The sequence below is a fragment of the Bacteroides sp. Marseille-P3684 genome (genome assembly GCF_900291465.1).
Lineage (GTDB): Bacteria > Bacteroidota > Bacteroidia > Bacteroidales > Bacteroidaceae > Phocaeicola_A.
The window spans coordinates 1,068,647-1,089,508 of the sequence record NZ_LT985808.1 but is presented as its reverse complement, the minus strand read 5'-3'; the positions used below and the strand labels follow the sequence as shown (position 1 = coordinate 1,089,508).

The 20,862-nt window shown below is 50.3% G+C and carries 18 protein-coding genes and 2 tRNA genes; 9 read left to right on the top strand and 11 right to left on the bottom strand.

All coding sequences use genetic code 11. The features are described from left to right. Window positions 1-61 precede the first annotated feature (61 nt). Window positions 62-3,358, bottom strand: a complete 3,297-nt coding sequence (locus tag C8275_RS04120; RefSeq protein ID WP_106484203.1) for a UvrD-helicase domain-containing protein — start codon at window positions 3,356-3,358, stop codon at window positions 62-64. On the opposite strand from C8275_RS04120, the gene C8275_RS04115 reads away from it, so the two are divergent. Continuing rightward, complete coding sequence (locus tag C8275_RS04115) at window positions 3,357-3,770, top strand: hypothetical protein (RefSeq protein ID WP_106484202.1); 414 nt, start codon at window positions 3,357-3,359, stop codon at window positions 3,768-3,770. The two genes, C8275_RS04120 and C8275_RS04115, sit on opposite strands and share 2 nt — an antisense overlap. A 140-nt stretch (window positions 3,771-3,910) precedes the next feature. Beyond that, a complete protein-coding gene (locus C8275_RS04110) occupies window positions 3,911-5,158 on the top strand; it encodes an RNA-binding domain-containing protein (RefSeq protein WP_106484201.1) in 1,248 nt (415 codons plus the stop codon). 9 nt (window positions 5,159-5,167) lie between these two features. Here the strand turns inward: C8275_RS04110 and C8275_RS14605 are convergent, their stop codons facing one another. After that, window positions 5,168-5,377: an SEL1-like repeat protein gene (locus tag C8275_RS14605; protein WP_157948161.1), complete on the bottom strand. Its 210-nt coding sequence runs from the start codon at window positions 5,375-5,377 to the stop codon at window positions 5,168-5,170. Between the two features lie 24 nt (window positions 5,378-5,401). Then, a tRNA-Pro gene (locus C8275_RS04105) sits at window positions 5,402-5,476 on the bottom strand. Between the two features lie 249 nt (window positions 5,477-5,725). Here C8275_RS04105 and C8275_RS04100 point away from each other — a divergent pair. Genes C8275_RS04100 through C8275_RS04080 form a run of 5 tightly spaced genes read left to right on the top strand, consistent with a single transcriptional unit; the run spans window position 5,726 to window position 8,890 of the window. Then, window positions 5,726-6,958, top strand: coding sequence for a 3-phosphoshikimate 1-carboxyvinyltransferase (locus C8275_RS04100; RefSeq protein ID WP_106484200.1), 1,233 nt, complete (start codon window positions 5,726-5,728; stop codon window positions 6,956-6,958). Continuing rightward, window positions 6,955-7,386: a hypothetical protein gene (locus tag C8275_RS04095; RefSeq protein ID WP_022385608.1), complete on the top strand. Its 432-nt coding sequence runs from the start codon at window positions 6,955-6,957 to the stop codon at window positions 7,384-7,386. Before C8275_RS04100 ends, C8275_RS04095 begins: the two co-directional genes overlap by 4 nt. A gap of 12 nt (window positions 7,387-7,398) precedes the next feature. Beyond that, entirely contained in the window at window positions 7,399-8,217 is an 819-nt protein-coding gene (locus C8275_RS04090; protein ID WP_106484199.1) for a metal ABC transporter permease, read from the top strand. 16 nt (window positions 8,218-8,233) lie between these two features. After that, entirely contained in the window at window positions 8,234-8,650 is a 417-nt protein-coding gene (gene tsaE, locus C8275_RS04085) for a tRNA (adenosine(37)-N6)-threonylcarbamoyltransferase complex ATPase subunit type 1 TsaE (RefSeq protein ID WP_022385610.1), read from the top strand. A 12-nt stretch (window positions 8,651-8,662) separates the two neighbouring features. Then, window positions 8,663-8,890, top strand: coding sequence for an immunity 17 family protein (locus C8275_RS04080; protein ID WP_106484198.1), 228 nt, complete (start codon window positions 8,663-8,665; stop codon window positions 8,888-8,890). Between the two features lie 299 nt (window positions 8,891-9,189). Here the strand turns inward: C8275_RS04080 and C8275_RS04075 are convergent, their stop codons facing one another. From C8275_RS04075 to rsmI, 6 genes are all read right to left on the bottom strand, one after another. Then, window positions 9,190-10,836, bottom strand: a complete 1,647-nt coding sequence (locus C8275_RS04075; RefSeq protein ID WP_022385611.1) for a fumarate hydratase — start codon at window positions 10,834-10,836, stop codon at window positions 9,190-9,192. A 62-nt stretch (window positions 10,837-10,898) separates the two neighbouring features. Continuing rightward, window positions 10,899-12,776 (bottom strand): DUF4954 family protein, encoded by a 1,878-nt coding sequence (locus C8275_RS04070; protein WP_106484197.1) that lies wholly within the window; start codon window positions 12,774-12,776, stop codon window positions 10,899-10,901. Window positions 12,777-12,786: 10 nt separating this feature from the next. After that, window positions 12,787-14,052 (bottom strand): GTPase HflX, encoded by a 1,266-nt coding sequence (hflX, locus tag C8275_RS04065; RefSeq protein ID WP_022385613.1) that lies wholly within the window; start codon window positions 14,050-14,052, stop codon window positions 12,787-12,789. Between the two features lie 274 nt (window positions 14,053-14,326). Continuing rightward, complete coding sequence (locus C8275_RS04060) at window positions 14,327-15,025, bottom strand: YjjG family noncanonical pyrimidine nucleotidase (protein ID WP_106484196.1); 699 nt, start codon at window positions 15,023-15,025, stop codon at window positions 14,327-14,329. 51 nt (window positions 15,026-15,076) lie between these two features. Continuing rightward, window positions 15,077-15,934 carry a hypothetical protein gene (locus C8275_RS04055; RefSeq protein ID WP_022385615.1) on the bottom strand — a complete coding sequence of 286 codons (858 nt, stop codon included), beginning with the start codon at window positions 15,932-15,934 and terminating at the stop codon, window positions 15,077-15,079. A 28-nt stretch (window positions 15,935-15,962) separates the two neighbouring features. Further along, the gene (gene rsmI / locus C8275_RS04050; RefSeq protein ID WP_106484195.1) at window positions 15,963-16,652 is read right to left on the bottom strand and encodes a 16S rRNA (cytidine(1402)-2'-O)-methyltransferase; all 690 of its coding nucleotides are present in this window, start codon (window positions 16,650-16,652) and stop codon (window positions 15,963-15,965) included. A 253-nt stretch (window positions 16,653-16,905) separates the two neighbouring features. Here rsmI and C8275_RS04045 point away from each other — a divergent pair. Further along, window positions 16,906-16,981: transfer RNA gene (locus C8275_RS04045), tRNA-Lys, on the top strand. A 458-nt stretch (window positions 16,982-17,439) separates the two neighbouring features. Here the strand turns inward: C8275_RS04045 and C8275_RS04040 are convergent. Further along, window positions 17,440-18,693: an outer membrane beta-barrel protein gene (locus C8275_RS04040; RefSeq protein WP_157948160.1), complete on the bottom strand. Its 1,254-nt coding sequence runs from the start codon at window positions 18,691-18,693 to the stop codon at window positions 17,440-17,442. 166 nt (window positions 18,694-18,859) lie between these two features. On the opposite strand from C8275_RS04040, the gene C8275_RS04035 reads away from it, so the two are divergent. After that, on the top strand, window positions 18,860-19,039 hold the full coding sequence (locus C8275_RS04035; RefSeq protein WP_106484193.1) for a hypothetical protein: 180 nt from the start codon (window positions 18,860-18,862) through the stop codon (window positions 19,037-19,039). 30 nt (window positions 19,040-19,069) lie between these two features. On the opposite strand, the gene C8275_RS04030 is transcribed toward C8275_RS04035, so the two are convergent. Then, window positions 19,070-20,815 carry a hypothetical protein gene (locus C8275_RS04030; protein WP_157948159.1) on the bottom strand — a complete coding sequence of 582 codons (1,746 nt, stop codon included), beginning with the start codon at window positions 20,813-20,815 and terminating at the stop codon, window positions 19,070-19,072. Window positions 20,816-20,862: the final 47 nt, after the last annotated feature.

The window sequence follows — 20,862 nt, the reverse complement described above, 5'->3', positions numbered from 1 at the left end:
TAAAGAGTTTGAACTTACAGAAGATATACCACGGCACCAAGTCAAAAAGGAATAGAAAGCACTAATGTACATAGGACTTGATTTCACTTAAAAAAACATCGCCGTACGCTTCATACTTCCGATCACCTATGCCATAAATGCGAAGGAACTCCTCTCTGTCAGTCGGCTTGTCCGTCGCCAGGCGTACAAGCACAGCATCCTGCAAAATCTTCGATGCTGCAATCCCTTCTTTTTGTGCAAGCTGCATACGTAGCTCATACAGAAGTCTAAGGAGTTCCATGTCTGTAATGATTTGACCTTCCGCATTGGTTAAGACCCGGAATTCAACAGTATCGATCTTGCCTGGCGTATATTCCACCATATTCACTCCGGCAAAAGAACCGGAAGAAACAGTCTTCTTTGCCTTAACCGGAATCATCTCCGGAGGAGTCACCTCGTCCATATCCTCCACGGGCTTCTTTTTGAAATAAGAAGGACAATTGACAGAACGGTCTTCAATGCCGAAATCATGCCGCAGCCAAGCCCTGTAATGCGACAATCCCAACATCCGGCCGCATCCGGACTTATCATCCTTATAGTTCGTACAGCCCAGAATAAAATGCTGTTTGGCTGGTTTCACAACCAAATACCCATCTTCACACCAATCACATTTCTGAATGCCCAGTTCTCCCCCTCTCATGTCATTCGTCATAAAGCCACACAGTTCCTGTTCGTTGGTACAAATCCACAGTTTCAATCCATAGTTCTTGTTCCAACGCAGCTGCATCGGATATCCACAAATCGGGCAACGGTTTCCTATAGGCAACGGGTCATTCACAGCAGACGCCAATTCACCTTTCAAGGTGACATTCGGATAACGCGCCGTATCGCTCAACAGCTCTTTGATGAATTCCGAGGGACGCTGTGAAGGTGTCACAATAAAGACACGATTTTTTGTACGGGTCAGTGCCACATAGAACAGGCGACGCTCTTCCGCATAAGTGTACGAATTGTCATTGACGACTACCAGGCTCAATACCGGATCATCATCCACCTTAGAGGGGAATCCGTAAACATCATCTTTTGCATTGATTATAATAACATTGTCCGCGCTCAATCCTTTAGAGCTATGCGCAGTCAGGAATTGCAGCTTTACCTGTGAACCATAACGTGAGGAATACACACGTCCGGACTTCTCATCATAGTTAAACTCTTTTGAACGACAGAGATGGACGGCATCAAAGCCATAACGTCCGATCAACAGAATAGAAACAACACGTGACTTTCCCTCAACCTTATTATACTCAATCACATCACTGATAGCCTCATTCACGGCTATTCCCAGATTGTAATAACGTCCTCCGTCCTGCTGCCTGGAGTATTTCTCACTGTATGTACGGATGACTACCGGATTCGTAATACGTTTCGGAGAAATCAATGCTTTCTTTATCTGATTCTCATTCCGCTGGATAAAGGCACCTGCAATGTCTATCACTTCTTGCGCATTTCGATACGTGCGTGTAATCTTCAATTCCTGTCCATAACCCACTTCCTGGCAGAACCGAGTAAATAACGGCAAAATAGAACCGCTAAAGGCATAGATAGACTGCCAGTCATCTCCCACTGCCACAATCTTGGCACTACACAAAGCTGACAGCTCACGTATCAGGTTGTAACGTTGTCTGGAGATATCCTGATACTCATCAACGATGATATATTTGAAGTCCAAATGTTCCTGATTCACCTGTTTCTTACGAATCAGTTCAGCCGACTCATTGATCATATCTTCAAAATCAATACTACAGCTTTCTTTCAATGCCTTCTGATATTCCAGGAAACAAACGCTACAAATATCCAGGAACAGCCTTGTACGCACATTCTTCACGGAAGATTTGAACGCTTCGAATTTCTCAGCCTTGTAACCTTGCGTCTTGAAATTACTGATAAAATGGCAAATCAAAAGAGTAAACTTGGTAATATACTTATTTTCTTCCGCGTCTACCAGTTTCTTATAGACCTCATTCAACGGACGTTCATTTATGACATACCCCCGTTCCAACAATTGCTCCTCCAGGTGTTCCAGAAAAGAACGTCCATCCCGATAAGCAGAAAATGTATAGATCAAATCGGTCTTATGTTTCCGGTGCAAACGGATTTTATCATTCACCCGGGCTTTATAACGCTCCAGTTCCGCCGGTGTATAACGGCTGTTCCGTCCATCCTCCGTAATTCCAAAGTGCTCAATATAAGATTCTTTGTCACCCTGTTTTATCCGAAAATCCGGCGTATAAGGCTTGCTGGCATCCAAGACACGATAGCGATAGACCGGTTCATACTCATAGTCAATCTGATGAAGATAGAGCCAGTTAGCGATACGAACCTCTTCAATGGAACGGAGTATTTCATTGTTAAGAGTCTGTACTTTTTCAGTCTTACGGTCCACAATCTGTCTCACATACTCATGCAAGTTACTTTTCAACGTCGAAAAATCAGCCTTGGAAACAAAGCGAAAATAACGGTTCAAATCATCTCCCTCATAAGGTGCAGTAAAATAAGACCCGAAAAAAAGAATCAGTTTCTTCACCAGATCTTCCCGGCTCATCACGGCAGACTTCAGATACTTGTTTATAACAGCATACATGTAGCCTCCATCGACAATACGCTTGCCTTCAGAATCTCCCTTCCGCAAAATGGCATATCCGGCCGAATGGAATGTAGTAATGGGGCAATTGATGTGCAAACAGCCGTTAATCCGTTCACGCAGTTCTCCAACAGCTTTATTGGTGAATGAAATCACCAGGATTTTGGAAGGTTCTATTCCACGTTTGTCTACCAGATATTTTACCTTGGCAGCTACAGTGGTTGTCTTGCCCGCCCCGGCTCCTGCAATCACCAACGTGTGATCTTCCTCAGAAAGAAGCACCCTGCGCTGTTCCTCATCCAGCAAAATTGCAGGATCGCATTCCTTCAGGATAGTATCCAGATAGTCTTTCTCCAACACCAGGTGACGTTTGACATATTCTTCATTGTGTTGTTGCACAAAAGGAGATTCCTTAGTCAAATCATATAGCCCGGCATATGTCTCACGAAAACGGTCTATTTGCGATGAATCAAGTTTACTTTTACGAATAAAATCATCCAGTACATTGGAAGACGACAATGTCTCATAGAACTGATACAAGTGGGCTGCCCCTTCAACCAACTCCTTATAATCGCTCCGAGCTATAAAACGCTCTTCTGTCATCAATGCATCAAAAGTCCGATTGAAAGCCAAGACCTCCTTGTATTCCTGTGGTATATGTTCCGGCACCTCCTCCCTGGCGGTAGAGTTTCTCTTTCCGCCTGTAATCATCCGCCGTAAAACATTCCATATACTCATGCTCGATTATTTATCCGTCTTGATTTTTAAACCTGTTGCAATAAAAGGACTGTATATCTATGATACAATCTACTTTATCGTTGCAAAGCTAATAAAACAGGTATTAAAAACAATATACAACTATACAAATTATTTACCGGAAAATAATAAACGGAAGGTGATGGCGTTAAGCATTTATGCAGGGGCACATCAATGGAATGACAAACTTGAAATGTTTGTCACAGATAAACGTATCCCCAAATTACATCCAGACCGAATATACCTCAACGAATGGTTAACGCAAAAGAAATCAGAGATACTTCGCATTATAGCAGATTTTGATGCTAATAAAGTTGATTGGACACTAAATCAATTCGAACAAGAATTCTTTCACTACTCAAACAAAGGAAATGTAAAGGAATCAAGATGGTGAAACCTCAGAAACAACTTACCCATTTGGCAAGGGCGGTTTTAGCATTTCATCATTGGAAGAAGAAACGACCAACATTTACTTGGATAGTTTTGCCAGTAGTGTAATAGACGAAGCGATAAAAGTATTATAAACGAAATAGCATGTTATCAACAGATAAAATAAAGGACTTACTTTCGCATGGCGAGAATAAGCAAGTAGAATTTAAGAAATGTACGGATCAGGTTTCAGCATCTGTGTATGAAACCGTATGCTCTTTCTTGAATGCAGAGGGAGGGTATATCTTTTTGGGAGTAGATGATGATGGCGCAATATTGGGAATTAACCCTAAATGTGTAACAGATATGACCAAAAGCATTATCAATACGCTGAATAATCCTGAACAATTTCTTCCTCCAATGCCAATCACACCGGAACAGGCTGAGGTAGACGGTAAGATTATCTTGTATCTGAATGTACCAGAGAGTGAACAGGTACATAGATACAAAAATCGTTTCTTCGACCGTTGGGGTGATGCGGACAATGATGTGTCAAAGCATACCTATCTGATTAAGAATATGTTCATGCGAAAAGAAAAGGAATCTTCCGAAAACGAGGTGTTTCCCGATGTGACCTTGGAAGATATGGACGAAGAATCGTTCAAAATTATGCGTAGCCACATTTCCATCCATAACTCCAATCATCCGTGGCTGAGCATGACAAATGAAGAATTCCTGAAAAGTCTGTTTTGGGGTAAACAACGGGGAACAAACAAAGAAGGATATAAGTTGGCTGCTATTCTCTTATTTGGCAAGGAACAGACTATTCTGAACTGTTGTCCGTGGCATCGTACGAAACCTTTCCAAACAGGGGATATAGATATAAATGATTGGCGCACCCGTACAAAGAATCCGCTAATAACAAAGGTGTTCCGTGAAATGAAATGGGCTGAAGAACTTGGTTCTGGACAGAAAAATATTCGAAAATATGCTCCGTTATATTTTGAAAACTCTGAAATAGAGATACATAGTGGAGAGGAGTTTATCTTTTCTATTACCTATCGTGACCCTAAAGAGTTTGAGTTTGCGGAGAATATACCAACAAGTCACCGACAAGTCACCGATAAGTCACCGATAAGTCGGGAACAAGTTAAAGATAAATTAGGTATAGAATGGAATATACTTAATTCAATTCTGTCTTTTTGCGCAACAGAAGGTCGGGCAAACAGTGAGATTATTGTTTGTGCTGGATTTAAAGACAGAGCTACATTTATGAAGAAATTCATAAAGCCTATGGTTGAGGAAGGATTGTTGGCAATGACCGTTCCTGACAAGCCTAACAGTCGTTTACAGAAATATTATACCACCGAAAAAGGAAAATCATTACTATTATGCCAAGACGCAAGCAATTAACATTCAAAATCAGAGACTTGAATAACATTCAAATGCCTTTTGCAAATCCTGCTTTGTACCGACACCTTGCTCATACATTCGCCCCATATTGTAATAATCTTCCGCTTCTTCATAATAATGAAATGCCTTTTCAGGAAAACAAACTGAGCCCAAACTGAGCCAAAAACAAACTGAGCCGTAATCCGTCAGTATATAAAAATAAAAAGGAGCTAAGTTCATCACTTAACTCCTTCATTTTACCAGTCGGGGTGACTGGATTCGAACCAGCGACCACACGCCCCCCAGACGCGTACTCTAACCGGGCTGAGCTACACCCCGAATTGCGGATGCAAAGGTACGCCTTCTTTTTGGTTATGCAAACTTTTCCATGACTTTTTTTATCGGGAAGGGCATTTTTTCTGACACGGCAACAGAGGAAGACGGCCGGAAAGGCGATGGAAGCAAGTACAAGTGTCACCCGAAAGGGCGATTCCGATGACAGAATGAGGTTTTTCGCCGAAAGCTGACGCAACTAAGGTTTTTATGCGTACTTTTGCAAAGATGTAGTTAGTAAACCACTCATTTAAAATGCAACTAAGAATTACAGCTCCTTCACAAATCAATTGCCGCATCAGCCTGCCTGCCTCGAAAAGTATCTGCAACCGGGCACTTGTCCTCGATGCTTTGGCTGGCGGAAAGGCGGACATCGGCAATCTATCCGACTGCGATGATACACGGGTGATGGTCGACGGACTGCGTTCACGCGGAGATGTGGTCGACATCGGGGCAGCGGGGACAGCCATGCGCTTCCTTACGGCTTTCTTTGCAGTACAACCGGACGAACAGCATCTCCTGACGGGAACTGCCCGCATGCAGCAACGCCCCATCCGCATCCTGGTTGATGCCTTGCGCAGCCTGGGGGCAGACATTGAATATACGCAGACGGAAGGATTTCCACCTTTATTGATACACGGAAGAAGGCTCACGGCATCGGAGGTCTCACTGCCGGGAGACGTCAGCTCACAATACATCTCCGCCCTTCTGATGATTGGCGCCACGCTTCCGGAAGGACTGACGCTCCACCTGACGGGCGACATCATCTCGCGTCCCTACATCGACCTGACGCTCCGTCTGATGACCGACTTCGGCGGACAGGTGCGATGGATGCCCGACGGACGTAGCGTCCGTGTGGAAGCACATGCCTACAGCACACGCCCCTACACCGTGGAGAGCGACTGGAGCGCAGCTTCCTACTGGTACGAAATGGCGGCATTGAGCCGGGAGGCACAGGTGGAACTGCCGGGACTGCTGCCCGACAGTCCGCAGGGAGACAGTGCCGTGGCGCAGCTCTTCGGAGCCTTGGGCGTGAAGACGGACTTCAACGGAGCAGGTGCCGTGCTCGGTCGCATGCCCCGCGCGCTGGAAAGGATGGACTATGACTTCACCAACCAACCCGACCTGGCGCAGACATTCGTCGTGACTTGTGCCCTGCTCGGGATGCCCTTCCGCTTCAGCGGACTGCAAAGCTTGAAAATCAAGGAGACCGACCGCATGGAGGCCCTGCGCATCGAGCTGCGTAAGTTGGGCTATGCCGTCCGAGAGGAAGAAGGCTCCGTCCTCGCCTGGGACGGAGAACGGGTGCCGGCTGACCCCTGCCCCGTCATCGACACGTATGAAGACCACCGCATGGCGATGGCTTTCGCACCGGCAGCCCTCTGCCTGCCGGAGATTCGCATCAACCACCCGCAAGTGGTGTCGAAGTCGTACCCTCACTACTGGGACGACCTGCGCCGTGCGGGATTTCATCTGGAGGAACTATGACACTGATAGCTATTTTTATCGGAGCGCTGCTGGTGCTCGGCATCGCAGCCTATGCTTTGGGAAACCTGAACCGGAAGAAACAGGGCGACACACCGACGGAAGAAGATGCGCCCGCCCCACGCACGGACATGGAATGCTGCGGCCAGCATGCCGTCTGTGAACGCGACAGCCTGCTGGCAGGAGTCAGCCGGAAGATTGAATACTACGACGACGAAGAGTTGGACCGCTTCCGCGGTACTCCCTCTGACGGCTACAACGACGAGGACGCCGACGCCTTCCGCGAGGTACTCTACACGATGCGGCCGGACGACGTGCCCGGCTGGGTGCGCAGCCTGCAACTGCGAGGCGTCTCCTTGCCCGACGGCGTGAAAGATGAAATCATCCTCATCGTGGACGACCTGCGCGCACATCCCGTCCCCAAATCCTGATTACCCCACACTATGGAACTTCTCGACATCCTGCAATACACGTTCTTCCAGCATGCGTTGCTGGGCAGTCTCTTTGCCAGTATCGCCTGCGGCATCATCGGCACGTACATCGTCACGCGGCGGCTGGTGTTCATCAGCGGAGGCATCACGCACGCCTCGTTCGGAGGCATCGGGCTGGGAGTCTACCTGGGCATCTCCCCCATCCTCTCGGCAGCCGTCTTCTCCGTCCTCTCGGCATTCGGCGTGGAGTGGCTGAGCAAGCGGCGCGACATGCGCGAGGATTCCGCCATTGCCGTGTTCTGGACATTCGGCATGGCCATCGGCATCATCTTCAGCTTCCTCGCCCCGGGCTTTGCCCCCGACCTCTCGTCCTATCTCTTCGGGAACATCCTCACCATCACCCGTTCGGACATCTGGGTGCTTGCCGTCCTGTCGGCATTGCTGGGACTCCTCTTCACCCTCTTCCTACGCCCGATTGTCTATACGGCGTTCGACCGTGAGTTTGCCCGTTCGCAAGGGCTCCCCGTCACGGTCATTGAATACGGACTGATGATGTTCATCGCCCTCACCATCGTTGCCTGTCTGCGCATGGTGGGCATCGTGCTCGCCATCTCGCTCCTCACCATTCCGCAGATGACTGCCAACCTCTTCACCAACAGCTTCCGCCGCATCATCGGGCTGTCCATCCTCATCGCCTGCCTCAGCTGCCTGGGCGGACTGCTGCTGTCCTATCGTTACAACGTGCCTTCGGGAGCGTCCATCATCTTCTTCTCCATCCTCATCTATGCCGGATGCAAGGTGGGGAAGCTTCTTCTACGGAACCGGAACTAAACAAACGAACAACCATATGGAAATCAAGATTACTTCACTGGAAAACATCCACGATGCCGCCCGCGAGTTCATCGCTGCCATGGGCGACAACACGGTCTTTGCCTTCTACGGCAAAATGGGTGCCGGCAAGACCACCTTCATCAAGGCCATCTGCGAATGCCTGGGAGTGACCGACGTCATCAATTCACCCACCTTCGCCATCGTCAACGAGTACCGCTCAGCCACCGAAGAGCTGATTTACCACTTCGACTTCTACCGCATCAAGAAGCTCGAGGAGGTGTATGACATGGGGTATGAGGACTACTTCTACAGCGGCGCCCTGTGCTTCATCGAATGGCCGGAGCTGGTGGAAGAGCTGTTACCGTCCGATGCCGTCAAGGTGACGATAGAAGAAGACGAACAGGGCTGCCGTGTGGTACGCTTCGACGCATAAGCTGCCATCCACATGGGACCGCAATACTTCGTCCAGTCCCTGTTCGCTCTCGCCGGCATCCTGTCGCTACTGGCTGCCGTACTCGACTGGGACTGGTTCTTCACTGCCCAAAACACACAGTTCATCGTGCGCAGTCTGGGGCGTCGCCGTGCCCGCTGGTTCTACGGCGTGCTGGGCGTCGTGCTGATGGTCATGGCGGTGTTTTTCTTTTTTCAGACGGAACAGGCGTCGACATCCTGACAAGGTCGTCGCCGCGCACACACCTGCGCCCTTCCCCGTCACAGTCCGTCATCAATCAACGGAAGGCGGGGCATTGACACAGTACGAACGCCACCTTAATGAAGCAAAGTATCATACTTAGACCCCCTAAGTATAATACTTAGGCTGCCAAAGTATAATACTTAGGTCCGTATAAGGCGTACTTTCACCGCGCTCTTCCCGGCGTTTGAACCGGTCTGTCCCTAACGATAAACGGCACAAGCCTCCGTCATGCGACGGGATGGCTTGTGCCGTTTACAGTTTACAGTCGTGTCAGCTGATTACTTCTTCACCGAGCAGAGCGGCTGGGGCTTGATTTGCTTGAAGAAATCATTGCCCTTGTCATCCACGAGGATGAAGGCCGGGAAGTTCTCCACTTCAATCTTCCAGATGGCTTCCATGCCGAGTTCGGGATATTCCACACACTCGATGCTCTTGATGTTGTTCTGTGCGAGGATGGCTGCCGGACCACCGATGGAGCCGAGGTAGAAGCCGCCATGCTTCTTGCAGGCATCGGTCACAGCCTGGCTGCGGTTACCCTTGGCGAGCATGATCATGCTGCCGCCGTGGCTCTGGAAGAGGTCCACGTAGGGGTCCATACGTCCGGCTGTCGTCGGTCCCATGGAACCGCACGCCATGCCCTTCGGGGTCTTTGCCGGACCGGCGTAGTAGATGGGATGGTCCTTGATGTATTGCGGCAGGTCTTCGCCACGGTCGAGACGCTCTTTCAGCTTGGCATGGGCGATGTCACGGCCCACGATGATGGTTCCGTTGAGCGAAAGGCGGGTGGCAACCGGATACTTCGTCAGTTCCTTGAGAATCTCTGCCATCGGACGGTTCAGGTCAATCTTCACGGCATCGCCTTCGCCAGCCTGACGGAGTTCTGCCGGAATCAGTTCGCCCGGATTGCTGTCGAGCTTCTCAATCCAGATACCGTCCTTGTTGATTTTGCACTTGATGTTGCGGTCGGCAGAGCAGGAAACGCCCAGACCGACGGGGCAGGAAGCGCCGTGGCGCGGCAGGCGGATGATGCGGACATCGTGTGCATAGTATTTGCCGCCGAACTGGGCACCCAGCCCGATGCGGTGAGCCTCCTCGAGCACCTGCTTCTCCAGTTCGATGTCACGGAAGGCACGTCCGCCTTCGCTACCGGTCGTCGGCAGGTTGTCATAGTAGTGGGTCGAAGCCAGCTTCACCGTGAGGAGGTTCTTCTCAGCCGACGTTCCTCCGATGACGAACGCGATGTGGTAGGGCGGGCAGGCAGCCGTACCCAACGTCTTCATCTTCTCCACCAGGAAGGGAACGAGCGTGCCGGGATTCAGGATGGCCTTCGTCTCCTGGTACAGATAGGTCTTGTTGGCAGAGCCACCTCCCTTGGTCACACAGAGGAACTTGTACTCCATGCCTTCGGTGGCCTCGATATCGATTTGTGCAGGGAGATTGCACTTGGTGTTCACCTCCTCGTACATGCTCAACGGAGCGTTCTGTGAGTAGCGGAGGTTCTCTTCCGTGTAAGTCTTATAGACACCGTGGGACAGTGCTTCCTCGTCGCAGTAGCCTGTCCACACCTGCTGTCCTTTCTCGCCGTGGATGATGGCAGTACCGGTATCCTGGCAGAACGGGAGCACCCCTTTGCTGGCTACCTCGGCATTGCGCAGGAAGGTCAGTGCCACATATTTGTCGTTTTCACTGGCTTCGGGGTCACTCAGGATCTTGGCGACCTGCTCGTTGTGTGAGCGGCGCAGCATGAACGAGACATCGCGGAAGGCGGCGTTCGCCATGGCGGTCAGACCTTCTTTCTCGATTTTCAGAATCGGCTTGCCTTCAAACTCGCTCACCGACACATAGTCTTTTGTCAACAGATAATACTCAGTCGTATCCTCTCCGAGCTGGAAAGGAGCTTCATACTTAAACGGAGGTGTTGCCATAATATAAAGTATTACGTTTTATAATTAGATTAGTACGTATGCAAATGTACGAATATCTTCAGTTAGTCGTGCCCGGGCTTCGGGGAAGATGCCCGTTCTTTAGCTTTCTTTAGTTGTTCTTCCTTTTCGCGGTGCAGCTGTTCTCTGAATGCGGCTGCAAGAGGGGCAAACGTAGCTCCACCCAGGCATTCCTCCTTGCTGACGTCAGCTTCCAGCAGGGCATAAAAGCGTTCTTCGTTGGCTGTCCGGCGGACGCGTGCTTCCTCCCTCTCTTCCGCAGAATAAAGGGCACGGATGTGTGCCTGCACCCAGACGGGATAGGCGAGACACAGGCATCCGAGTTTGTCCAGGAACTCCTGCAGGGATGCCCCGCGTCCGTCTGACGCCTCGTCGCACAGGGCACGGAAGGCACTTCCGGGTACCACCAGCCCCAGCATGTCGTGCCACTCCTCATCGGACCGCAGGGGGATGCACAGTTCTGCGGACGTTTCCTCGGGCAGGTAGCGGGCGATGTAGAGCTGCTCCATCAGTCGGTAGAGACCGATGCCGCGCTCCAGTGCGCCTGCCTTCACGAACACTCCGCGTACCGGCTCATACCATTCCGGGGCGTTGCCTGCCTGTGCGTGCAAGAGTTGTTCCAGCCTCATCCGTCCTTCTCGGATGCGGGAGACCGTGTAGGGAGTCAGCGCCTCGCAGGTGGAAATGAAGTCACAGGGAGGGACACCCTCCGGACGTTTGTCACGGACGGGCCATTTGTGCACGTCACGACAGGTGCCGACCGTGAAGAAGTTGATGGCAGGGACGAGCACGGTACGTCCGTCAGTGTGAAAGAGGTAAGAGAAGGGGAAGGCAGACAGGTCGGCGTGACAGTCGAACTTGCCCATGACCATGGAGAAAGCCCCGACGCGTCCGCCCCACACGAGGTGGGCTCCCGACGCCGTCTTGCACCCACGCTCCAGCTCCCCGTGATGCAGCGGACCGAGCTTGTACATGTGGTTGCTCATGTTCGTACCCGAGCCGGCGTTGAAGAACGAGCTCATGCTGCCTATCAGCAAGGTCGACTTGTGATGGCTCACCGTGAACGGTCCGGCACAGACGGCACACGCCTCCCCGTTGTCCAGGTAGGAGTTGGCAAAGAAGAGGGAGGCTTCCGCCGAGAATCCCTTGCCGACATGAACAGCCTGCCCGACGAGGCACTCGCTCACCTTCGCACCGTCCAGCACTTCCGCACCGCCTTGCAGCACCGTACGCCGGCAGATGACGTCGGTCCCCAGACGGACGGGGGCTTCGCGGCAACTGTCCAGGTAGCAGTCCTCCACACACGATGCTCCGTCGATGACGGCTGAAGCGCCGACATAGACATTCCGGAGCCTGGAGACACCGACGATGCAGGCATCCGCCCCCACAACGCCCCGCGACGGGATGGATGCCTCCACTTCCGCCTTCACCCAGGCATCGAGGGCACGACACCCCGACGAAGACAACCGCGAACGAAGGTAAAACTCCTGCGCGCCCAGCCGTCGGTGGAGCCACACACGGAAGGTGGCGTCCGCCTCGCTCAACACATTGACCGGTGTGCCCAGGCCACACGTGGCGGAAGGCTCCACGCTCATCGTCCCCACCCGGGAGATGTATGCACCCGGCGCAATGTCGTAACGGGACAGGCAGCCCACCTGCTCGATGAGACAGTCATCGCCCACGGTGACATCATGCAGCTCTGCCTGACGGATACCCGACGGACGGTGTATGCCCGGCTCCGGCTCCAACGTCCGGTGAAAGACACCCAGACGGACCGGACCGTAGAAACGCACCTGCTCGACGGCTTCGGGTGTGAAGCCGTCCTTCACCTGTATGTGACTCCAGTCGTCTGCCCGGCAGCCTTGCTGCTGCAAGACCGCTATCTCGCGGACCGACAACGGACGGTAAGCATTCATCATCATAGCCGGGGGATTATTCGGGGTTCCCGTCTTCCTCGTACGTCTGGTAGAGAAAGTCGTTGTAGGGATACTTCTGTACGTGCAGCTCCTTGACCTTCTTGTAGAACATCGCCTTCAGCTCGTCGATGTTGGTCTTCTGACGGGCGGAGATGAAGATGCAGTTGTCGTGCATCTTTGCCATCCACGTCTGCATGAGCTCTTCCAGCGTAATGTTCTCCTTGGTGCGCGGCGTCAGGTCGTCGGCATCCTTCTCCACGTAGGTGTATGCGTCAATCTTGTTGAACACCAGGATGGTCGGCTTGTCGGCACAACCCAGGTCGGCTAGTGTCTTGTCGACCACCGTAATCTGTTCCTCAAAGTCGGGATGGGAGATGTCGACCACGTGAATGAGCAGGTCTGCCTCGCGCACCTCGTCAAGCGTCGACTTGAACGAATCGACCAGGTCAGTAGGCAACTTGCGGATGAACCCGACCGTGTCGGACAGGAGGAAGGGGAGATTGTCGATGATGACCTTGCGCACCGTGGTGTCGAGCGTGGCGAACAGCTTATTTTCAGCGAACACCTCGCTCTTTGCCAGTAGGTTCATCAGGGTAGACTTGCCTACATTGGTGTAGCCCACGAGAGCCACGCGGATGAGTCGTCCGCGATTCTTGCGCTGGGTGGACTTCTGCCGGTCAATCTCCGCCAGCTGCTGCTTCAGGAGCGACATGCGGTTGAGGATGATACGGCGGTCCATTTCGAGCTGGGTCTCACCCGGACCACGCAGTCCCACCGAACCGCCTTTGCCACTGCCCGAGCCACCTCCCTGACGTTCCAAGTGAGTCCACAGACGTTGCAGGCGGGGAAGCATGTATTTATATTGCGCCAGCTCCACCTGCGTCTTGGCACTCGCCGTCTGGGCACGCATTGCGAAGATGTCCAGAATGAGTGAAGTGCGGTCGAGAATCTTCACCTTCAGCTCCTTCTCTATGTTTCGGATTTGCTTTGCCGACAATTCGTCGTCGAATATCACCATACCGATTTCCGTCTCGGGGTCTTCCTCGCAGGATTCCAGGTAGGCACGAATCTCCTCCAGCTTACCTTTCCCTATGTAAGTCACCGAGTTGGGCATATCGAGTTTTTGAGTAAAACGTTTGACCACTTCCGCCCCGGCTGTGTCCGCCAGGAACTCCAGTTCGTCAAGGTATTCGTTGGTCTTACGTTCGTCTTGCAATCGGGTGACCAGACCGACCAGTACGGCTTTTTCGGTCTGAGCTTGAGAGATAACAAATTCTTTCATTCTGTATCAGCTAATTTACTGTGTCTTGATTCTAGCCTCAACCCTGTCTGAACCTTGGCGGGATTGAAGTTCACAAAGATAATGGATTCGTTTCTATTTAAGGATATTCCTTCCCGGTTTTTACACACGCCGGAGATGTCCGGAAACGGAAACAGCCTCCCGAAGGAGGCTGTCCATTCACATTTTAGAGATAATTTTCTATTCATCCACGTTTCACAACGTCCTCATAGAAGTCATTAAAGAGTATCTTATTGTTATTTAGTTATCCCCTGTTTCACAACAGGTCGAATAATTCCGTCAAGGATGCTACCTCGTACGTCGGACGGAAGGGGAGCTCCGTACGGTGGCGGTGGTTGTAGAACACCTGGTCCATCCCCACTCCCCGGGCACCGGCGATGTCGGTATCAAAGCTGTCACCAATCATCAGCGACTCCCTGAGTTCCGACTGGGTAGCCGACAAGGCAAAGTAGAAAATCTCGGCACGCGGCTTGTTCACCTTCAGGTCTTCCGAAAGGATGACTTTACGGAAATAGCCTTCAATGCCTGCTGAAGCCAGCTTCCGCGACTGCAATTCCCGGAAACCGTTTGACAGGATGTAAAGGCGGTACTTCCCATTCAGGTATTCCAGCACATCCCGGGCATGCGGCATCAGTTTCTGTTTAGTTGGAATGATACGAAAGAAAGCCTTCATGTATGCGTGGACCAACTCCGGGTCACCGACTCCCACCTTGAGCAAGGGATAGCTGAAACGTTCGCGGTTCAACTCTTCCTTGGTGATGCGTCCGTGGTCATAATCGACCCACAGCGCATTGTTCCTCTCGGTATAAATGGAATAAAACTGTTCGAACGAATCGAAATAGCGCCCGAAGTCAAACTCCACATACACTTCAGCAAATGAATCCCGGGCATTCTCGGAGAACGCCCACAGTGTATCGTCCAAATCGATAAACAGGTTCCTGTACTTTGCTGTCATAAATGCACGCAGTCGCTTCCTTTGCACAGAAACGACTGGTGCAAAGATAGATTATCTTACTTGAATTACCAAATAGCGCGACACGCTCCAGAACTTGTTCGGATTGGTGATTTTCAAAATATATTGTCCTTTTGCATCTTTCACCAATGAGTAGGAGCCTTCCGGATGGTTGGTCAACAGCTTAGCACTCTTAGAGTATAGCTTGATTTCCTTGTCGGTGCGGATGTCGATTTGGGTAAAGTAATCTTTGTTGAAGTCATCGCTTTGCAAAACATCTCCTTTTTGCAAAATTTTCTGTTCTTTAAGTTCCGATTTTGTACCGAACACGAACCAAGCGGTGTTCAGGGCCTTGTCCTGTGCTTCGACGGTCTTGGTCTTGATTTCGTTTTCAGCCGACAGGTTTTCCACATCGGTCGTCAGTCCGGCAACGGCATCATCCAGTTCGGCGATGCGGATGTCCTTGGCAGCCAGTTCAGCCTGGAGCGCCTTGATTTGCTCGGCTTTCTCAGCCAGGTCTCTTTCCAGTGAGGCGATGGCCTTCTTCAGCTCGGTCGACTGGTAGCGGCTGTTCTTCAACTGTTGTTGCAGTTTCGCCAGCTTTTCGCGGTTGTCCGCCATGGTCTGGGTGATCAGCTTCAAGTCATCTTTCACTTTCTGCGAAGCCGACAGGTTCTCCCCATTCTGGTCGCGTTGCAAATCCACACGGCCCTCAGCCTCATTGATTTGCCGGAATCCTTCCTGGATTTCGTTAAACGTACCCATTATCTGGTCGAGCTCGTTCTCTCTGTCTGAAAGCGCCACCTTCAACGAATCGTTCTCTGCTTGCAAGGCTTTGCTTCCGCCTCCCATTTGTTCACAAGAAGTCATCAGTGCAACTGCACAGAATGACAGCCAAAGTAACTTTTTCATAATTTTGTTGTTTTATAGTGTAACGTGTTTATTTTTCCTTTTCATCCTTGTCCTTTCCGGCGAGCACGATGACGATTTCCCCTTTCGGTTCACTCTGCTGGAAATGGGCAATGACTTCCGCCAAGGTTCCCCTGACACTTTCTTCGTGCACCTTCGAGATTTCACGGCAGACCGCGACCTTGCGTTCGGCACCAAACACCTCGGCAAACTGCGTCAGGGTCTTCACCAGCCGATAGGGTGACTCATAGAACACCATCGTCCGCGCCTCGTCCTGCAATTGCGCCAGGCGTGTGGCACGTCCCTTTTTCTGCGGAAGGAAGCCTTCGAAGCAGAAACGTTCGTCGGGCAATCCTGAAGCAACAAGTGCCGGGACAAAGGCGGTAGCTCCCGGCAGGCACTGGACCTCAATTCCGTTACGGACGCATTCGCGCACAATCAGGAATCCGGGGTCGGAGATTCCCGGTGTGCCGGCATCAGAAATCAGTGCCACCTGTTCGCCTCCCTTGATTCGCTCCACGATACGTTCCACCGTCTGGTGTTCATTGAACTTGTGATGCGAGAGCATGGCATTCTTTATGTCAAAATGCTTCAGCAACACTCCTGACGTCCGCGTGTCTTCCGCCAGAATCAAGTCCACCTCTTTCAGTATCCGTATCGCCCGGAATGTCATGTCTTCCAAGTTTCCCACGGGAGTAGGTACAACATAGAGTTTTCCCATTTTTGTTTGCATTCTTAAAGAAGCAAAAGTAGTACATTCGTGCTTTACTCGGAATTAAAATTCGTTATATTTTAGCATTTCAGCTTATTTTATGTACTTTTCCCCGTTGTTTTTCCTACATTCTGGTATCACCGGACGCTCCTTTTCGTATAAAATACAATTGCCGGACAAAAAATCATCTCAAACACTTGTCACATTCAAAAAAGTACGTACCTTTGCACCGCAATTCAGAAATGAGTGCAAAAGAAGGTTTGATTCGCTAGCTCAGCAGGTAGAGCACAACACTTTTAATGTTGGGGTCCTGGGTTCGAACCCCAGGCGGATCACCAGAAGAAAGGTCTTCAGCTGAAACAGTTGGAGACCTTTTTCTTTTAGCTGGGATGGAATGCCCGGGCTATCTTCATATTGGCAAATACAGCATCTGAGCCTTGTTCTTATCGCCATTGACTGCTTTATAATATTTGGGAATCCTCGGATACGAGTACAACCGAACAATTTCTTTATATTTCATGTTGCACATTCAATTTAAAATCTGACCTTTGCATTGTAATGCTTGGTAAAGCCTCTGTTATCAAAACACGTAACCAAGTTAAAGGAGATACCCGTCCATCAAGGACGGTTTTTTTTATTCTTCGCCACCAGTATTCTAGTTGCAAAGATGAACAAATTCATTCAACTAATAAAACCTATATTCTATAATCCTATTTCCTGCCGACAGAGGCCCAACAACAATCATTGGACACCTGAATTTTGATCCGCATTAATCAGCGAAGAATCACGCTTCAGCTTAGACCTTTGCCCCTGTTGGAAGGTATAAGATATGTTGAAGCCAATATATCTGGCCGTCATATAATTTTTTTGATTGTTCCTTGTTCCAGGCTTCATTTTTATAATAGTTGAAATCAATATCTTCGTAACGTATCCCGGCTCCGAATCCCCAATGACCGAACTGGGATTTGGCAGAAACGAACAATGCCCAACGATTCTGCCTGGTAACGTCGTTGGAGTTGTTGATACCGAGTGTGGTGTTGTCAATATCATAAGTTTGAGTCATGTCAGTATACGCATATTCTGCTCCACCTTCCAGGTTCACATACTTACTGGCGTAAGTCAGCACACCTTTCGAAGCATAATAACCGTAACGGCGATTGCTGACCGTACTGACATCTTCAGATACATCATTCGGAAACCATGAATACATCTTGTCCGTCTCATGTCCTTTCACCCAATCCAGATTAACGTCCAAAGAAAGATTGCCTCCCAGGTTACCACTAAAATAGGTATTGATATTGTGATCATAGTCAGGACTGTCAGATGATGCCAACTGCTGCGTCATACTCATGTTATCATTGACGATATGGCTGATATCGTTGAACATGTTGTTTTTCCAGCTCGCATGATTGGATACATACTGCACACCTGCCGAAATCTTCTCATTCGGATTGTAGTTTATTCCTCCAACAGCTGTTATCCGGTTGGACTTCAGCTCTTCTTCTTCCCGGTAGCCCACTCCGTGTACAGTGTCTACCACACTCAACTGCTGACCGGATTTCATGTCAATTTGCTGGCGCTTTTGTATCCAATAGACGGAACCAAACAAATCCCAGACTTTGTGTCGGTAGTTAAGTGACGCAAATTCTTCCGTAGACCAACGCTCGGAACGTTTGGAGCCAACATATAAAGTTCCACCCAAACCTTCTCCTTGTGCTCTTGCTGTAATGATTTGGATAACAGCACTGACGGTGGCATCATATTTTGCACCCGGCATGGTATTGACCTTTATACTTTTTATTTCGGACGGCATCAACCGATCCAGTTCCTTCAGGTCCTGCACCCGCCTGTTGTTAATATAAATGACGGGAGTGCCTTTGCCAAAGACCTTAAAGACACCATCCTGAGCACTGACAAATGGCAGCTGTGCAATGATATCGGTCGTCTTGGGAAATGTCTCCAGTATAGTCCCTTTCACACGAGCAATCATTTCACCGTTCTTTTGTTCATAAAGTGCCCGCCGGGCAATCGTAACAACTTCATTCAACATGAGGGGCTCCAAGGTAACACGAATAGGCGACGCTCCCACTTCCACCCATTTTCCTGACTTTGACAGCTTGATATTTCAACAATTGTAACATTTTTAAAATCAGCCGTTCCAGAAAATCTTCACGGTGACGCGGGTGACGCAAACCTAAAATGAGTACCTTTATGGCATGTTTGTACGCAAGAAAAAGAACCGTAGCGGCACTGTGAGCGTGGTTATCGCAGACAAGAGCAGTGGCAAGTTCAAGGAGCTTAAGACAATTGGAGTATCGTCTGCCCCCGACGAGATTGTTCGCCTTGAGGGCAAAGGGACGTCCGAAAAGGGATGGAAAGTATGGGTGAAACGATGAGAGGACCCCGGGAAGGAAGCCGCACCTGTATCATTCGAGACTCTTCATCAGTCGGCGTATATAGAGTCCGATATTGGTTTCATGCTCGTCAAGTCCCAGTTTCATTCGGATTTCATGGCTCATGATGTAATGACGTTTCACCTGAATATATTCTCCCACTTCCTTGCCGCGCAACCCGATGGCATACAGACACAGATAATTGATTTCATCAGTGGTCAGCCCGTGCTGTTCGAGAAACTCTATGAACCTGGGATGCGAGGCTGCAAAAGCCAAGCGGGTCGAGTTCATGAACTGCTTTTTGTCATTGCGGGCCATCTCAATCCACTGATTATACTGCTCTGCATAGCTGTCATTCCGGGTAATCTCTTTTGCCAACAGACCGTTGAGCATGTCAAGCCTGTTCTTGATGACACTCTTCACGGGGCTTGCCAGTTCCGACTGCTTCCGCTGCAATGCCTTCAGATTGTCACGTTCGCTTTCCAGCCGGACAATTTCCAGCTTCAGGTTCTCTGTCTCCAGGATTTTCCTGTTCCGTTCAAGCTCCACCTTTTCTTTCTCCTTGCAGAGGTTATCCTGCGCAAGTCGCAGGTTTTCATTTTCTTTCTCTGTCAGGATGCGTTTTGTCCGGCTGAGGTGTCCCTGATAGTACAGCCAGCCCGCAAGTATGACCAACGCAAACAGGCTGCACAGCGTTCCCCAGATGAGTCGGTCACGTTCCTGAATCTCCATCAGGTTTTCCATCTCAAGCTGATGCCTTTTGTCAGAGAACAGCAGGTCTTGCGAAAGCAGGCCTTTCTGATACCGTTCGAGCAGAGCAGAGTAGTTCCTGTATAAATCCAGCGCCTGTTCATACCTGCCTTGCTTTTCCAGGATACGGATTTTTACCGAAGCATACTTCATCGAATCCAGGATGGACCCGGCGGTACTGGCTTCCGAAAGGCACTTCATCGCCTTGTCATATTCGCCAATCTTCGTATAACCTTGGGCGAAATTCAGACGCTCGTCCCGAGTCAGCTCCAGACCTTGGTATCTATCCAGAAAAGTCCGGATCTCATCAGCGGAACAAAACGCTACGGTATAAGCCAGCAGGGACGGGAACAGGTACGTTCCGCCGTCGGGATACTTCTGTACCAAAGCCATACAAACGGACAGGAGACTGTCTGCCGCCGGTCTGTCATTCCTCATCACACAACCGTCCAGGGCGTTCGTCCAGCTCTTGATGGCAAGCAGGTCTTTGCCGATGGCAGCATACAGAACCGCAGCCGCCCTGTTGTTTTGAATAAATTCGTCTGTCTTGTACTGTTTGAGATACAACGTGCCTTGTGCCACCAGGGTATGGGCCAACAGCAGAGAGTCCGTCACCCGTTTTCCCAAATCACGCCCCTTCATGAATGAACGCATGGCAGAGTCATCATCGCCCTGATTCTGATAAATCCTGCCTTGATAATAGTAGGTCCGGAGTTGTTCGTCGGGGGTACCGTGCTGAGTATAATAGTCAATAGCCGGTTGGAGGATGTCAAAAGTGGTCGTGTCGATGTAGTTCTTGTCCAACGCCATGGAGCTGAGCAGCGCATATCTGGCAGACGCTTTTTTCCCTTTGACTGCTGACGCAGGTATGCCTTGCAGGACGGCAAGGGCTGAGTCCGGCCTGGCATTCATCAGGCTCTCTGCCACATCCAGTTTTTCCCTGACGGCACCCTGCCGTCCACAACTTACAGCAGCCAACAGGACTGTCAGCCACAGGATTACAGGTATCAGATTTCTAATTCTCTTCATCATCATTCATATGTTAAGTGCGTTCAGGCTAAGAACGTTTCCCCAAA

What these genes read in the sequence shown, in the direction of transcription:
- C8275_RS04115 (WP_106484202.1), top strand. Translation starts at nt 3,357, where the DNA reads ATGCTCGATTATTTATCCGTCTTGATTTTTAAACCTGTTGCAATAAAA.
- C8275_RS04120 (WP_106484203.1), bottom strand. Translation starts at nt 3,358, where the DNA reads ATGAGTATATGGAATGTTTTACGGCGGATGATTACAGGCGGAAAGAGA.
- C8275_RS04110 (WP_106484201.1), top strand. Translation starts at nt 3,911, where the DNA reads ATGTTATCAACAGATAAAATAAAGGACTTACTTTCGCATGGCGAGAAT.
- C8275_RS14605 (WP_157948161.1), bottom strand. Translation starts at nt 5,377, where the DNA reads ATGAACTTAGCTCCTTTTTATTTTTATATACTGACGGATTACGGCTCA.
- C8275_RS04100 (WP_106484200.1), top strand. Translation starts at nt 5,726, where the DNA reads ATGCAACTAAGAATTACAGCTCCTTCACAAATCAATTGCCGCATCAGC.
- C8275_RS04095 (WP_022385608.1), top strand. Translation starts at nt 6,955, where the DNA reads ATGACACTGATAGCTATTTTTATCGGAGCGCTGCTGGTGCTCGGCATC.
- C8275_RS04090 (WP_106484199.1), top strand. Translation starts at nt 7,399, where the DNA reads ATGGAACTTCTCGACATCCTGCAATACACGTTCTTCCAGCATGCGTTG.
- tsaE (WP_022385610.1), top strand. Translation starts at nt 8,234, where the DNA reads ATGGAAATCAAGATTACTTCACTGGAAAACATCCACGATGCCGCCCGC.
- C8275_RS04080 (WP_106484198.1), top strand. Translation starts at nt 8,663, where the DNA reads ATGGGACCGCAATACTTCGTCCAGTCCCTGTTCGCTCTCGCCGGCATC.
- C8275_RS04075 (WP_022385611.1), bottom strand. Translation starts at nt 10,836, where the DNA reads ATGGCAACACCTCCGTTTAAGTATGAAGCTCCTTTCCAGCTCGGAGAG.
- C8275_RS04070 (WP_106484197.1), bottom strand. Translation starts at nt 12,776, where the DNA reads ATGATGATGAATGCTTACCGTCCGTTGTCGGTCCGCGAGATAGCGGTC.
- hflX (WP_022385613.1), bottom strand. Translation starts at nt 14,052, where the DNA reads ATGAAAGAATTTGTTATCTCTCAAGCTCAGACCGAAAAAGCCGTACTG.
- C8275_RS04060 (WP_106484196.1), bottom strand. Translation starts at nt 15,025, where the DNA reads ATGACAGCAAAGTACAGGAACCTGTTTATCGATTTGGACGATACACTG.
- C8275_RS04055 (WP_022385615.1), bottom strand. Translation starts at nt 15,934, where the DNA reads ATGAAAAAGTTACTTTGGCTGTCATTCTGTGCAGTTGCACTGATGACT.
- rsmI (WP_106484195.1), bottom strand. Translation starts at nt 16,652, where the DNA reads ATGGGAAAACTCTATGTTGTACCTACTCCCGTGGGAAACTTGGAAGAC.
- C8275_RS04040 (WP_157948160.1), bottom strand. Translation starts at nt 18,693, where the DNA reads ATGTTGAATGAAGTTGTTACGATTGCCCGGCGGGCACTTTATGAACAA.
- C8275_RS04035 (WP_106484193.1), top strand. Translation starts at nt 18,860, where the DNA reads ATGTTTGTACGCAAGAAAAAGAACCGTAGCGGCACTGTGAGCGTGGTT.
- C8275_RS04030 (WP_157948159.1), bottom strand. Translation starts at nt 20,815, where the DNA reads ATGAAGAGAATTAGAAATCTGATACCTGTAATCCTGTGGCTGACAGTC.